The following is a 13875-nucleotide window of genomic DNA, read 5'->3' as shown; positions in this document are numbered from 1 at the left end:
AATCATATTCTGCCTTACCAGACAAAAATGGCTGGGAAGGCGCATGAATACTAAGATTCATACTAAGACTTATATTAAGACTTAAGGAAGCACTATGTTCTATCGTGAAGCAGGACAATTTAAAACCAGCTATCAGGCAGACAACCAGATATTTCCATTACGTCAGGACAGAATCGGCGTTGCCCTGTTGCTATGCGCCGCTTTTTTTGCCGTGCCATTGCTCGCCTCTGATTACGCTTTTTCCGCGATTTTTATTCCGTTTCTGATTTTTTCACTGGCGGCACTGGGACTGAATATCCTGACCGGCTATGCCGGACAATTATCGCTGGGTTCAGCTGCGTTCATGGCAGTCGGTGCGTTTGCTTCCTACAATTTCATGCTGCGCGTGCCTGGTATTCCCATCTTGCTGGCATTTGTCCTCGGCGGGATTTCAGCAGCGATGGTCGGCATTGCTTTTGGTTTGCCGTCTTTGCGCATACGTGGTTTTTATCTCGCTGCTGCGACGCTGGCAACGCAGTTTTTTGTAGTCTGGTGTCTGACAAAAATTCAATGGTTCACCAATTACAGTTCTTCCGGTGTGATCACCGCGCAGGAAATTGTGATCATGGGCATGAGCTTCAACACACCAGTCAAAAAATATCTGCTGACATTGGGCATCGTCTGCGTGATGGCCTTACTGGCAAAAAATATGGTGCGCTCGAATGTCGGTCGTTCGTGGATGGCGGTGCGTGACATGGACGTGGCAGCCGAAGTGATTGGCTTCCGGCTGATGCGCACCAAGCTGCTGGCGTTTGCGGTGTCGTCGTTTTACTGCGGCATCGCGGGCGCGCTGTATGCGTATGCGTATCTGGGTACGGTCGAACCGGAAGCCTACAACCTCGATCTGTCTTTCCGCATCTTGTTCATGATCATTATCGGTGGCGTCGGCTCTATTCTCGGCTCGTTTCTTGGTTCAGCATTTATCGTTTTACTGCCGGTGTTTCTGAATCTGATCGCCCATTTTTTGTCGCTACCGACCAACATCGCATCGAATCTCGAGCTGATGGTATTCGGCGCACTGATTATTTTCTTCCTGATTGTGGAACCACATGGCCTTGCACGTTTGTGGCAGATCACGAAAGAGAAACTGAGACTGTGGCCTTTCCCGCATTAAGTTTTTACCGTCGTCGTTTTTTATCAATACAGAGCGCCATGCTGAAGGCGTCGTTCTACCCATCCAACCAACAGGAGACAACATGAAACTGATGAAATCAATACTACTGGCATCGGCAATGATAGGTGCAGTGAATGTCGCACAGGCAGATGACCAGTACATTCCACTGCTCTCATACCGCGTCGGCCCTTATGCGGCGGGTGGCTCCGGTTTTTACGGCGGCGTCATCGATTACTTCAATCTGATCAACGCCAAAGGCGGACTCAATGGCGTCAAAATCACCTGGGAAGAGTGCGAGACTGAATACAATGCCTCGCGCGGTGTGGAATGTTATGAACGTCTGAAAAAATCCCAGGGCGGCGCTTCATTAGTTGAACCGCTGTCCACCGGCATTGCTTACGGCATTCTGGATCGCGTTGCCGAAGATAAAATTCCGATGACCACGCTGGGCTATGGCCGTTCCGATGCGGCTAACGGCAAAGTGTTTCCGTATATTTTCCCGCTGATCACCAGCTACTGGAATCAGGCTGCGGCAATGACGAAATATCTGGGTGATAAATCCGGCGGTCTGGATAAACTCAAAGGGAAAAAAATCGTTCATCTGTATCACGATTCCGCTTTTGGTAAAGAGCCGATTCCTGTCCTCGAAGCCCAGGCCAAACAATACGGTTTTGAGCTGATCAAAATCCCGGTCGCGCATCCGGGCAATGAGCAGCAATCGCAATGGTTGCAGATCCGTCAGGCCAATCCTGACTATGTGATTCTGTGGGGCTGGGGCGTGATGAATGCGGTCGCGATTAAAACGGCGCAGCGTAATGGTTATTCGCGTGAAAAAATGCTGGGCGTCTGGTGGGCGGGTTCTGAGGAAGATGCAGTGCCTGCAGGCGACGCAGCAAAAGGCTACACCTCGATGACCTTTAACACACCGGGCAATTATCCTGTACTCGATGAATTGCGCAATAAAGTCTATGCGGCTGGCAAAGGTAATCTCAGCGACAAATCCCGTATCGGTTCTGTCTATCACATGCGCGGTGTGACAGCAGCCATCCTGTGGTCAGAAGCGATTCTGAAAGCCCAGGAAAAATACGGTAAAGGCAAACAGATGACTTCCGAGCAGATTCGCTGGGGCTTTGAAAATCTGAATGTGGATGAAGCACGTCAGAAAGCTCTTGGTGCACTTGGCATGTTCCCGCCGGTGAAAACCTCGTGTGAAGACCATGAAGGCTCAGGTGCCGTCAAAGTGCAGCAATGGACTGGCGACAAGTGGAAAGCCATCACACCGAACTGGGTCGTCGGTGATAAAGCGCTGACCCGCGCAATGCTGGAAGAATCTTCCAACAAATATGCCGCAGAGAAAAAAATCACACCGGCTTGTCTGAAGTAATTTTTCCTGAATCAGGAGATATCCGGCAACGGATATCTCTGTTACGCCGACCGTCAATACAGGCATATTATGAGCATACACTCCATTTCGTCTGAGAGCGCCATCAACAACCCCGCCTATCTCAGCGTCAACAATATCGAAGTGATCTACGATCACGTGATTCTGGTATTGAAAGGCATTTCCCTGCAAGTACCGCAAGGAAAAATTGTCGCGCTGCTGGGTGCGAATGGCGCTGGAAAATCGACCACGCTGAAAGCCATTTCCACTCTACTGAAAAATGAACGTGGCGACATCACCAAGGGCGACATTACGTTTCAGGGACAACGTGTCGATCATCTGACGCCGAACGAACTGGTGAAACGCGGCCTGTCGCAAGTGATGGAAGGACGCCATTGTTTCGGCCATTTAAGCGTGGAAGAAAATCTGCTGACAGGCGCCTACACACGCAAGCTCAGCCGGGCTGACCTGAAAGCAGAACTGGAAAAGGTCTATCACTACTTCCCGCGCCTGCGTGAACGCCGCCATTCGCAAGCCGGCTACACCTCGGGTGGCGAACAGCAGATGTGCGCGATAGGCCGGGCGCTGATGGCCAAGCCCAGCATGATTTTGCTGGATGAACCGTCGATGGGTATCGCGCCACAACTGGTGGAAGAAATTTTTGAGATCGTCAAAAGCCTGAATCAGCAGGAACAGGTTTCCTTCTTACTGGCCGAACAAAACACCAATATCGCGCTGCGCTATGCCGACTTCGGTTACATCCTCGAAAACGGTCGCGTCGTGATGGAAGGTGATGCCAGTGATCTCGCCAGTAATGAAGACGTCAAAGAATTTTATCTCGGTGTGTCCGGTGCCGGTCGCAAGAGTTTCCGCGACATGAAATTTTATCGTCGTCGCAAGCGCTGGCTGGCATAGCCGTACACAACAACATATCGTAAAACATCGCAGAACATCGGCCTCCCCTTTCCTTTTACGAAGAGAACGTCATGATTGAATATCTGGACGCGCTGGAAACCCGCACCCCGCACAGCCGCGAGCAGGCGCTGATGCAGCGGCTGCCATTACTGATTGCACAGGCAAAGACTGCCGCAGGATGGGCAACGATACTGAAAGATGTGTCGGCAAATGACATCAACTCCCGGCAGGCGCTCGCGCAGTTACCGGTGACGCGCAAATCAGACCTGAAGACCTTGCAGCAGCAACAGTTGCCATTCGGTGGATTAACGACCACCGCACCGCGCGCACTAGCCAGGATTTTTATGTCGCCCGGCCCGATTTTTGACCCTGAAGGAACATCGCCGGACTGGTGGCGCTTTGCGCGACCCATGTATGCGGCAGGCTTGCGCAGCGGTGATCTGATACAGAATTGTTTTTCCTATCATTTCACCCCGGCGGCATTTATGGTCGAAAGCGCCGCGACCAAGCTCGGCTGCACCGTGATTCCGGCAGGTATAGGGCAGACTGAAATGCAGGTGCAGGCAATGGCAGAACTGCGTCCGGACGCGTATATCGGCACACCGAGTTTTTTAAAAATTATTCTGGAAAAAGCCGCCGATAGCGGTGCCGATATTTCCAGTATCAAAAAAGCGCTGGTCGGTGCAGAAGCTTTGCCGCCTTCATTGCGCCAGTGGCTGAAAGATCACGGCGTGCCGCATGTCTTACAAATGTATGCCAGCGCCGATATCGGCAATATCGCCTATGAAACGATGACCGACGGTGTGCTCAATCCGGGTATGGTGCTGGATGAAGAGATCATTCTCGAAATCGTGCGTCCTGGCACCGGCGATCCTGTCGCTGAAGGTGAAGTCGGTGAAATTGTCGTGACTTCGTTCAACCCGGATTACCCGCTGATACGTTTCGCGACCGGCGATATGTCCGCGATCCTGCCCGGCATTTCACCCTGCGGCCGCACCAATCAACGCATCAAAGGCTGGATGGGGCGCGCCGATCAGACCACCAAGGTTAAAGGCATGTTCGTCCATCCGTCGCAGATCGCGGAAGTTGTTAAACGCCATCCGCAAGTGCAAAAAGCGCGTTTGGTCGTCAGCGGCGAAATGGCGAATGACGTCATGACCTTGCATTGCGAAACGGCAGACCGCAGTGATGCACTGCAAGCCAGTATCATCGCCACTCTGCGCGATGTGACCAAATTGCGTGGCGAGGTGCTGTTTGTAGCGGCCGGCAGTCTGCCGAATGATGGCAAAGTGATCGACGACACACGCCGCTATGAATGAGGCGCTCTGAACTGCTGATTACGCAGAATTCAAGAGACACGACACTGATTGTTCACCTGTTGAGGGCGCTGAACAGCGCCCTTTTTTTCGCTCCCGCGCAGAAAAGTTCAAAATATCCTATAGTGCACGGCAAAGCGCATCCGCACGGAACGCTTTTTTGCCCGTTTTTAATATTCCCTACCCTCATCTGGCCGGAGACCCATTCCATGACGACGCTCGATATCAATAGCAAACAACATCAGGTGGACGTTGATCCATCCACGCCCGTACTGTGGGCATTACGTGACGCACTGGGTCTGACCGGTACAAAATTCGGTTGCGGTCAGGCGCTGTGCGGTGCCTGTACTGTTCACGTCAACGGTCAGGCGACACGCTCGTGTGTGACGCCAGTATCGGCAGTAGCCGGACAAAAAATCACGACGATTGAAGCCATAGGCAACGACAAAGTCGGCAAAGCGGTGCAGGCAGCATGGATCAAACATGATGTCGCCCAATGCGGTTACTGTCAGAGCGGCCAGATCATGAGCGCCACGGCTTTGCTCAAAACCAATAAAAAACCTGCCGATGCCGACATCGATGCGGCCATGGCAGGCAATATCTGCCGCTGCGGCACGTATGTGCGTATTCGCGCTGCGATTCACGATGCTGCCAGCATGCTGGCTTAATCAGGAGAACCAACATGCATTTTGAATCTCATCATCTGGACATGCCGAAACACCTACTGGCACTTACAGAAAAAAATCTACCGCAAACAGAACACTTACCGCGTCGTACTTTCCTGAAAATTGCCGGTGCTTCCGGCTTTGCACTGGGTTGCTACCCTTTGCTGGCAAGCGCGGCCGACAATAAGACAGATGCAGCGGCACAGGCCGCCAGCGCATTAAAGCCGACACAACAACCCGGTGCTTTCGTCAGCATAGACAAAAATGGCATCGTCACCGTCACGATTAATCGTCTCGATTTCGGTCAGGGCGTGCAAACCGGCCTGCCATTGATACTCGCTGAAGAACTTGATGCCGACTGGTCGAAAGTCCGCAGCGTACACGGCACCAATAACCCTGCTTATGCAGACCCGGCCTACGGCATTCACCTGACCGGCGGCTCTAACTCCATCAAGCACTCATACACTCAATATCGCGAACTCGGTGCCCGCACCAAAGCCATGCTGGTGAATGCCGCAGCAGCACAATGGAAAGTCGATGCTGCTGGTTTAGTCACTGAAAATGGCTTCGTCGTCGGGCCTGGCGGTAAAAAGCTCGGTTACGGCGAACTCGCAGAAGCAGCGATGCAACAAGCTGTGCCGGAAACCGTGGTGCTCAAAGATCCGAAACAATTCAAACTGATCGGTAAACCGATCGGGCGTCTGGATGCAAAAGCCAAATCCACCGGCACGCAAGACTACGGCATCGACGCGCATCTTCCCGGCATGCTGACTGCCGTGATCGCCCGCCCACCGGTATTCGGCGCAAAAATAAAATCCGTCGATGACAGTGCCGCCAAAGCGATCAAAGGCGTACAGGCAGTACTGCGCATTCCTGGCGACCGTGGTGGCGAATCCGTTGCCGTCATTGCGAATGGCTACTGGCCAGCAAAACAAGGCCGCGATGCGCTGAAAATAGATTGGGATACCAGCGCCGTTGAAAAAGTCGACAGCGTGGCGCAATTAGCGAGCTACAAAGCGCTGGCGAAACAAGCCGGCAATCAGAAATACAAAGACGATATTTCTGCGCTGGCAACCGCGCCGCATCAGATCAAAGCCGAGTTCGTATTCCCGTATCTGGCACATACGCCAATGGAGCCGCTGAATTGCACCGTTGCGATTAAAGGCGATAGCGCCGAAGTATGGACAGGCACGCAAATGCCGGGTTTCGATGGCTTGGCTGCCGCGAAAATACTCGGCATTGCCCCTGAAAAAGTGCTGGTACACACACTGATGGCAGGCGGTGGTTTTGGCCGACGTGGCGTCACCACCAGCGATTACGTCAGCGAAGCCTGTCAGGTTGCCAAGGCCGCACAGAGCGCAGGTCTGGCAGCGCCGGTACGCACTTTATGGAGCCGCGAAGATGACGTCAAAGGCGGCTACTACCGTCCTATGCATCTGCACACCGCGCATCTGGGTTTCGATGCCAGCGGCAATATCCTCGGCTGGGATCATGTGATTGTCGGGCAATCGATCGTTGCCGGTACCTTATTTGAATCTATGATGATCAAAGACGGTATCGACGGCACTGCGGTTGAAGGCATGAAAGAACCATACACCATGCCGATGCGCCTGACCGTGCATCATCCTAAACAAAATGTGCCGGTATTGTGGTGGCGCAGCGTCGGTTCAACCCACACCGCCTTTGTGATGGAGACGCTGATCGACGAAATCGCTGCCACCACAAAACAAGACCCGGTTGCTTATCGCCTGAAACTCATGGCGGGCAAACATCCGCGTCATGAGGCAGCGCTGCAGATGGCGGTGGAAAAATCCGGCTATGGCAAAAAGAAACTGCCCGCAGGTCAGGCGTGGGGCGTTGCCGTGCATGAGTCTTTTGAATCTGTGGTGGCCTATGTCGTTACTGCCACGATCAAAAACGGCGTGCCGAAACTGCTGACCGCCACCGCTGGCGTGCATTGCAATCTGGCAGTCAACCCTAAGAGCGTGGAAGCACAGGTACAAGGTGGCGCCTTGATGGGTTTATCGATGTGCCTGCCAGGCGCGGCGATCACACTCAAAGACGGCGTGGTCGAACAAAGCAATTTCGGCGACTACGTTGTGCCACGCATTACCGACATGCCAAAAGTTGCCGTGCATATCGTGCCAAGCGCCGACGCACCAAAAGGTATGGGTGAACCCGGCTTGCCAGCACTCGCCCCGGCATTTGCGAATGCACTGGCCCGTCTGAACGGAAAGCGCTTACGCGAATTGCCATTTAAAATGGCATAAATTATCCGGCAACAGAAATAGAATGAGCTGATAGTACTCTTTATCAGCTCTTCTTTCTGACACAAAAAAACGGCGCATCGGCTAACTCAGCGATGCGCCGCTTTTTTATTTATTCACATCACTTTCGGCGAATATTCTACGACGGAAAAAATCTCACGCAGGTCGCTATTAAATTTGATTCTGGATCAGGTTTTTCCGTTTGTCGCTGCCAGTAGCGGAATGAGTATGGGATTCCATACGATGACCAAAGCATCACGTAGAAAAAATTTCAATCCTGAGATACTTTTTCTTTGCGAAAACGCGACGTTAACATGCAAAAACAGAGCGACAACCGTAGCACCTGAAGTAAGATCATTCATGCCCTGTGGGTAATTCTGGCAAGCCGATTACGAACAGGCATCTGAGCTGCTGAAGTCTGGCAACGTGCTCAGTATTTTTTAAAAAAAATAAATCTTAAATATCTAAACCGGAGACAAGTTTATGCGTGCAATATTGAAATTTTTTACTTTTGCTTTTTTCTCTTTGTTCATCAACCAGTCGGTGATGGCGGCGGAACATGGGACGCAGCAGGAAGCGGAAGCCTTGGTTAAAAAAGCGATAGCCTATCTGAAGGCGAATGGTCAGGAAAAAGCGCTGGCCGAATTCAATAATCCTAAAGGCAGTTTCGTTGATCGTGACTTGTATATCTGGGTCACTGAACTGAATGGCAAAGCGCTGGCACACGGTGCGAATGCACGTCTGGTCGGCAAAGATTTACGTAGTCTGCGTGATGTCGATAACAAGGCATTTATTGAAGAAGTATTGGCCGGCGTCGCAACCAAAGGAAAAGGCTGGGTTGATTACAAGTGGCCCAATCCGACTACCAAGGCCATCGAGCAGAAATCCACTTATTATGAAAAAGCAGGCGATCTGGTTTTCGCTTGCGGTGTTTATAAATAATCTGTCGCGACCACAATATCATCCCGTGTGACGCAGCATATCTGGGATAAAAATGGCGCATGAACCAGTTCATTCATACGCCATTTTTCCGTGTTTTTTAAGCATTTCCTGGCACTCAGTTCAGGAACCAGATCAGCAGCAACTGCCAGCTTAATCCCAGGCGTCAGGATCGATCACGCCGATTGCGCGAAATGCTGGTTTGCAGAATAAATATCCTTGCATTAACTCGATACCGGCATCGCGCAGGAAGTCGCGTTCCGCTTTGGTTTCTATGCCTTCGGCCAGTACGCGCACATTCAAACCGGCACAGATCGCCACAATGCCGTGCACGATCACTTGTTTAGGTTTGCTGGTGTCGATATTGCGGATCAGATCCATATCGATTTTGACAATGTCCGGCTGATATTCTGACAGCAGATTCAAACCTGCATAACCGGCACCGAAATCATCGATGGCAGTACGGAAACCGAAGCGACTGTATTCGCGGAAAATGTTGACCAGATGTGGTCGGTCATCGACCCGCTCGCCTTCGGTCACTTCAAAAATAATACGCTCGATAGGAAACTGATAGCGCTGCGCCGCTTCAAACGTGCTGCGTATGCAAGCGGCTGGCTGATAGACCGCGTTTGGCAGAAAATTGATCGACAAATATTCCTGCAAACCGAGTTCTGCTGCACCCCGGATCGCTTCTACCCGACAGGCCTGATCGAATGAATAGCGATTTTCATCCGTCACTTTAGACAACACCGAAAAAGCCGACTCACCATTCGGCCCGCGCACCAGCGCTTCATGCGCGTAGATAGTACGACTGCCCAGATCAACGATGGGCTGGTAAGCAAACGCAATATCAAAATCCAGCTGCTGACCTTCTTTACATTTCTGGCAAGCAGGCGACGGTGTATTGCTCTGAGCGAGAGGATGCAAATTCATATCGAACCTATTTTTTGGAGAAAACAGCGCCGCTTCAGACCGCTATTTGTGGCCTGACATCAGGCTCATCTGATTTTATGTAGAACATGGTACCCCGATTCGGTACGATCGTCATGTAGTCCAATGGGATGCGCGCATCACCGGAAGCGCTAAGTTGGTCGTCAGCGACAACCTCTGTACAAGCCATGTCCGCATAAAAAATAAGTGCTGCTAGCTGAATCTGCACAGAGGAATCAGAAATGGTATCTGGCAGGTGCGCATAGCCAGGAGCCGTGGACGCGTGGTGGGGCGTAAAATATACTCCCCCCAGTATATTTTGAAGCCCTTTATTCTCAAGGAGATTAGGGGGTTTTGTATAAAATAAGGGGGGAGTATGCTGAATTCTCAGCGAGATTCTTTAATCAGGCGGCCTGCCGTTTTTTGCAAAGGGCGGGCATTCATCGGATACAGGCGACCGAAAATCGCGATCTGTTCAGAGGAAATTTCCACGGCTTCTTTCATCACCATCCATAACACTTCTTCGCTGCAGGGTGGCGTGGTGAGCGAACCCATATAGGTGTAGTAATCGCGTTTCTCTGGCAAGAGCTGGTTGATATCAATCGCTGTCGGTGCGGCCAGGGCCAGATTTTTTTCCAGCGGCAAATTGTTCCAGATCTGCTGCACGATATTCTGCGCTTTGCCGCGTTCTAACAATACGGCGACCACCGCCAGTTTGCCGTCGGCATCTTTGTGCACCAGATGCACGACCATATCAAAACTCCGGCCATTGACGCGCTCTTCGGATGGTTTGTGGAAATGGAACTGCAGCAGTTCGTAATTACGGCCCATGATGCTGATGTAATTACCCGCCGCAACATTGACCTGTATCGTGTGGCCGTTATCAATCACATTGAAACCGGATGGCTTGTAATCAAAGTTGATCGGTTCGAGATCGACGCGGATACCGTCACGGATATCGATCGGTGACTGACGATCACCGATATCACATTTCGCGTTTGCCGAGTTGAGCTTGCCCCAGTTGGTCGGGCCGCCTTCGCCATCGTAACTCCAATGCACGGCGCCATGTCCACCCATCGCCGCGATAATCGCCGAAGAACCGTGTTCGCTTCCTTCTTTCGGTTTGGCTGGTGTTACTTTTCTGACCGGCGCCACATACGCTGGAGAACGAGCAACGGCGCGGGTTGAGGCGCGTGCCACATCGTCTTTTTCTTTACGCAAAAGGGCGAGACGTTCTGCAATTTTGACCGCCAGCTCATCGGCAGCCATGGCATCTTTGGCAGCGTCTTTGCTTTCCTTCGACTCTTTTTCTTTGGAAGATTTGCGCGTCTCTTTTTCTTTTTCCTTCGGCGCGGACGCCTCTTCTTTGGCAGAAGCAGATGCCTGTTTAATCGGCTTGGACGGAGGTGTTGATGCGTCATTCGCCTGAGCGGAGATCGCAAGCATCAGGGAAATCAGGAGAGCAGAGCAGCGGCGCATAATTAGACGGATTCAGGTCGGGATAGTCTGTTTACGGCCTGCGCTGTTTAAACTTGAATTCCGCTTGAATTCCATCAGGCAATTTAACAATCCTCCACAGACTGGCAGACGACAGACATGCTGCGCTTGCCGGTCCGTCTTCGGTCATTCTGTGTGATTAGGTTGCTGCTTACAGCGCCAGCAGACGTGCTTTTGCTGCCTGGTATTCGGCACTGAAGCGCTGTACGACTTCGGCGACACTCGGCGCATCGTCCATCAGACCGACACCTTGCCCGGCACCCCAGATGTCGCGCCAGGCTTTCGCGCCGCTGTTGCCACCGGAACCGAAATTCATTTTGGATTTGTCCGAAACCGGCAGGTTGTCGGGATCAAGCCCGGCGGCGATAATCGATTTTCTGAGGTAGTTGCCATGCACACCGGTAAACAAATTCGTGTACACGATGTCCGCTGCACTCGATTCTATGATGGCCTGGCGATAAGCCTCATCCACATTCGATTCCGGCGTTGCCAGCCAGCGTGAACCGATGTACGCGAAATCGGCACCCATTGCCTGTGCCGCCAGAATCGCGTCGCCAGTTGCAATGGAGCCGGACAGCGCAATCGGCCCTTTGAAAAATTTGCGGACTTCACCGACCAGCGCAAATGGCGATAAGCCACCCGCATGACCACCAGCGCCAGCGGCGACCAGAATCAGGCCATCGACACCGGCTTCCAGCGCTTTCTGCGCGTGACGGATAGAAATCACATCATGCAATACGATGCCGCCGTAGCTGTGTATCGCATCCAGCATTTCTGGCGGTGGCGCGCGCAGCGACGAGATAATGATGGGAACCTGATGCTTGACGCACACCTCGACATCATGCGCGAGCCTGTCATTTGACTGATGCACGATCTGATTCACGGCAATCGGGCCAACTTTCGCATCAGGGTTGGCGGCTTTGTAGGCGGCCAATTCATTTTGCAGATCGGTCAGCCAGGTATCGAGCAGCTCGGCAGGACGGGCATTCAACGCAGGGAACGAACCAACGATACCCGCTTTACATTGGGCGGCGACCAGCTTCGGGCCGCTGGCGATGAACATAGGTGAGGCGATAACAGGTAAAGCCAGATTTTGTAAGGCTTTCGGCAGATGAGAGGTACTGGTCATACTGATGGTCTCCGGTGAACAGATCGTAGTAGATATTTTTGCTGCTTTTTTTGGTAATTTTTTACATGCCTGATATGATGTTATCAGAAAAAACGTTGTTATTCACAAGCATCAGCGTGAACCAACTCAGAAGCAAGCCCATTCGCCATAAAGTGATACCGATGAAACCGAAAGTTGTTGATTTCCGCCAGAGTCAGGAAGCGCTGCGCAGCTCGCTACGCGAAGGAATGCTGGATGCCGCCAGCCATTTGCTGCAAACCGAAGGCGCTGCCGCGCTGACGGTGCGTAAAGTGGCGGAAGCAGTGAATTGCTCAACGACCTTGCTGTATTCGATTTTCGGTGGCAAAGACGGCTTATCCAATGCGCTGTATCTGGAAGGATTTGAGCGTTTTAAGCAGGAATTTCTGGCATACGAAGCGACGCTCCCCGTAGAAAAGAAAGTCCGTGGCATACAGCGCTTATGGCTGTATGCGAATAATTATCATGCGTTTGCGCGCCGTTATCCCAGCTATTACATGGTGATGTTTGGCGATGCGATTGCCGGTTTTGTGCCGCCGCCGGAATCGCGCCAGGCCGCATGGGAATCGTTCACGCCGCTGATAGACGAATTTGAACACTGCATGCAAACCGGTAGCCTGCCGCCATCCAGCCCCAGTGCTGCGGCGCGTCTGTTATGGGCTGCCATGCATGGCGTCATCAGCCTGGAACTGAAAGGGTTTTATCTGAAACAGGAACATGCTGATGCGCTGTTCCAGTCTGCTGTAAGTGCCGTTTTGATTTCTCTGCAATCTCCCCAGCCTTCAAACAAGGAACTCTTATGACATATCAGTGTTTTGACTTCAGCATCGATCAGAAAATCGCCCATCTGCGCTTTAATCGCCCCGACAGCCTGAATACCATGCAACCGGTTTTTTTCCGCGAGCTGGTCGAGATACTGCAAAAATTACAGCGAGAAGCGTCGGCGCGAGTGCTGATTATTTCATCCACTGGTAAGCATTTCACTGCGGGCATGGCACTGGATGTGTTTTCCGGTAACGGCATCACGCTGGATGATAACAATGCAATTGGCCGCGCCAATATTGCACTGGTGCTGCAGGATATGCATCAGTCATTCAACCTGATCGAGCAATTGCGTATGCCAGTCATCACCGCCATTCAGGGCGGCTGTATCGGTGGTGGTGTCGATCTGATCTGCGCCAGCGATATCCGCCTTGCCAGCAAGGACGCATTCTTCTGCATACAGGAAATCAATATTGGCATGACGGCTGATCTGGGTACACTGCAACGCTTACCGAAACTGATCCCGGAAGGTATTGTGCATGAAATGGCGTACACCGGACGCCGTTTACCAGCCCAGCGTGCGCAAGCGGTGGGTCTGGTGAATGAGGTATTTGATACGCAAGAAGCGATGCTGGAAGCAGCCTTGCAAATGGCGAAAGAAATTACTGAAAAGCCACCGGTCGCGATCTGGGGCAGCAAGCAGGCGATACATTATGCCCGCGATCATTCTACCCACGATGCCTTGCAACAAATGGGCTGGCTGCAATCGGGTATCTGGCAAAGTGCAAATCTGATGGAAGCGTTTATGGCAAAACAGCAGGGACGCGCGACGCAATTTGGTGATCTGGCACCGCTGCATCCATTCACAGAAGCGAACTATCAGTTGAAATAAGTCAGCTTCAG

12 protein-coding genes are annotated in these 13875 nt (G+C 52.1%); 9 read left to right on the top strand and 3 right to left on the bottom strand.

Going from position 1 to position 13875, the window contains the following annotated elements:
* The first annotated feature begins 94 nt into the window (after window positions 1-94).
* The 7 genes from H8K29_RS10795 to H8K29_RS10765 all read left to right on the top strand — a co-directional run bounded on the left by H8K29_RS10795 (window position 95) and on the right by H8K29_RS10765 (window position 8639).
* A complete protein-coding gene (locus H8K29_RS10795; protein WP_186884311.1) occupies window positions 95-1153 on the top strand; it encodes a branched-chain amino acid ABC transporter permease in 1059 nt (352 codons plus the stop codon).
* A gap of 82 nt (window positions 1154-1235) precedes the next feature.
* The gene (locus tag H8K29_RS10790; protein ID WP_186897612.1) at window positions 1236-2537 is read left to right on the top strand and encodes an ABC transporter substrate-binding protein; all 1302 of its coding nucleotides are present in this window, start codon (window positions 1236-1238) and stop codon (window positions 2535-2537) included.
* 69 nt (window positions 2538-2606) lie between these two features.
* Window positions 2607-3449: an ABC transporter ATP-binding protein gene (locus H8K29_RS10785; protein WP_186884309.1), complete on the top strand. Its 843-nt coding sequence runs from the start codon at window positions 2607-2609 to the stop codon at window positions 3447-3449.
* Between the two features lie 71 nt (window positions 3450-3520).
* Entirely contained in the window at window positions 3521-4768 is a 1248-nt protein-coding gene (locus H8K29_RS10780; protein WP_186897611.1) for a phenylacetate--CoA ligase family protein, read from the top strand.
* Window positions 4769-4974: 206 nt separating this feature from the next.
* Complete coding sequence (locus tag H8K29_RS10775) at window positions 4975-5433, top strand: (2Fe-2S)-binding protein (protein WP_186884307.1); 459 nt, start codon at window positions 4975-4977, stop codon at window positions 5431-5433.
* A gap of 14 nt (window positions 5434-5447) precedes the next feature.
* On the top strand, window positions 5448-7700 hold the full coding sequence (locus H8K29_RS10770) for a xanthine dehydrogenase family protein molybdopterin-binding subunit (RefSeq protein WP_186897610.1): 2253 nt from the start codon (window positions 5448-5450) through the stop codon (window positions 7698-7700).
* A gap of 480 nt (window positions 7701-8180) precedes the next feature.
* Entirely contained in the window at window positions 8181-8639 is a 459-nt protein-coding gene (locus H8K29_RS10765) for a cache domain-containing protein (protein ID WP_186897609.1), read from the top strand.
* A 150-nt stretch (window positions 8640-8789) separates the two neighbouring features.
* On the opposite strand, the gene H8K29_RS10760 is transcribed toward H8K29_RS10765, so the two are convergent.
* The 3 genes from H8K29_RS10760 to H8K29_RS10750 all read right to left on the bottom strand — a co-directional run bounded on the left by H8K29_RS10760 (window position 8790) and on the right by H8K29_RS10750 (window position 12192).
* Complete coding sequence (locus tag H8K29_RS10760) at window positions 8790-9569, bottom strand: EAL domain-containing protein (RefSeq protein WP_186897608.1); 780 nt, start codon at window positions 9567-9569, stop codon at window positions 8790-8792.
* A 384-nt stretch (window positions 9570-9953) separates the two neighbouring features.
* Window positions 9954-11012, bottom strand: coding sequence for a carbonic anhydrase (locus H8K29_RS10755; RefSeq protein ID WP_255423343.1), 1059 nt, complete (start codon window positions 11010-11012; stop codon window positions 9954-9956).
* 202 nt (window positions 11013-11214) lie between these two features.
* Window positions 11215-12192 (bottom strand): nitronate monooxygenase family protein, encoded by a 978-nt coding sequence (locus tag H8K29_RS10750; protein WP_186897606.1) that lies wholly within the window; start codon window positions 12190-12192, stop codon window positions 11215-11217.
* Between the two features lie 161 nt (window positions 12193-12353).
* Between H8K29_RS10750 and H8K29_RS10745 the strand changes: the two genes are divergently transcribed.
* Together H8K29_RS10745 and H8K29_RS10740 are read left to right on the top strand one after the other, a co-directional pair.
* Window positions 12354-13013: a TetR/AcrR family transcriptional regulator gene (locus H8K29_RS10745; RefSeq protein ID WP_186897605.1), complete on the top strand. Its 660-nt coding sequence runs from the start codon at window positions 12354-12356 to the stop codon at window positions 13011-13013.
* On the top strand, window positions 13010-13864 hold the full coding sequence (locus tag H8K29_RS10740) for an enoyl-CoA hydratase-related protein (RefSeq protein ID WP_186897604.1): 855 nt from the start codon (window positions 13010-13012) through the stop codon (window positions 13862-13864). The genes H8K29_RS10745 and H8K29_RS10740 overlap by 4 nt, the downstream gene beginning before the upstream one ends.
* Window positions 13865-13875: the final 11 nt, after the last annotated feature.

The sequence above is a fragment of the Undibacterium sp. CY21W genome, from assembly GCF_014284265.1.
In the GTDB taxonomy this organism is placed as follows: domain Bacteria; phylum Pseudomonadota; class Gammaproteobacteria; order Burkholderiales; family Burkholderiaceae_D; genus Undibacterium; species Undibacterium aquatile.
Note: the sequence above shows the minus strand (reverse complement) of the source record. Positions and strands in the feature narration are given on the sequence as shown.

Coding starts and splice junctions, on each gene's coding strand:
- H8K29_RS10740 (WP_186897604.1), top strand. CDS start 13,010: ATGACATATCAGTGTTTTGACTTCAGCATCGATCAGAAAATCGCCCAT.
- H8K29_RS10785 (WP_186884309.1), top strand. CDS start 2,607: ATGAGCATACACTCCATTTCGTCTGAGAGCGCCATCAACAACCCCGCC.
- H8K29_RS10775 (WP_186884307.1), top strand. CDS start 4,975: ATGACGACGCTCGATATCAATAGCAAACAACATCAGGTGGACGTTGAT.
- H8K29_RS10795 (WP_186884311.1), top strand. CDS start 95: ATGTTCTATCGTGAAGCAGGACAATTTAAAACCAGCTATCAGGCAGAC.
- H8K29_RS10755 (WP_255423343.1), bottom strand. CDS start 11,012: ATGCTTGCGATCTCCGCTCAGGCGAATGACGCATCAACACCTCCGTCC.
- H8K29_RS10790 (WP_186897612.1), top strand. CDS start 1,236: ATGAAACTGATGAAATCAATACTACTGGCATCGGCAATGATAGGTGCA.
- H8K29_RS10745 (WP_186897605.1), top strand. CDS start 12,354: ATGAAACCGAAAGTTGTTGATTTCCGCCAGAGTCAGGAAGCGCTGCGC.
- H8K29_RS10765 (WP_186897609.1), top strand. CDS start 8,181: ATGCGTGCAATATTGAAATTTTTTACTTTTGCTTTTTTCTCTTTGTTC.
- H8K29_RS10770 (WP_186897610.1), top strand. CDS start 5,448: ATGCATTTTGAATCTCATCATCTGGACATGCCGAAACACCTACTGGCA.
- H8K29_RS10780 (WP_186897611.1), top strand. CDS start 3,521: ATGATTGAATATCTGGACGCGCTGGAAACCCGCACCCCGCACAGCCGC.
- H8K29_RS10760 (WP_186897608.1), bottom strand. CDS start 9,569: ATGAATTTGCATCCTCTCGCTCAGAGCAATACACCGTCGCCTGCTTGC.
- H8K29_RS10750 (WP_186897606.1), bottom strand. CDS start 12,192: ATGACCAGTACCTCTCATCTGCCGAAAGCCTTACAAAATCTGGCTTTA.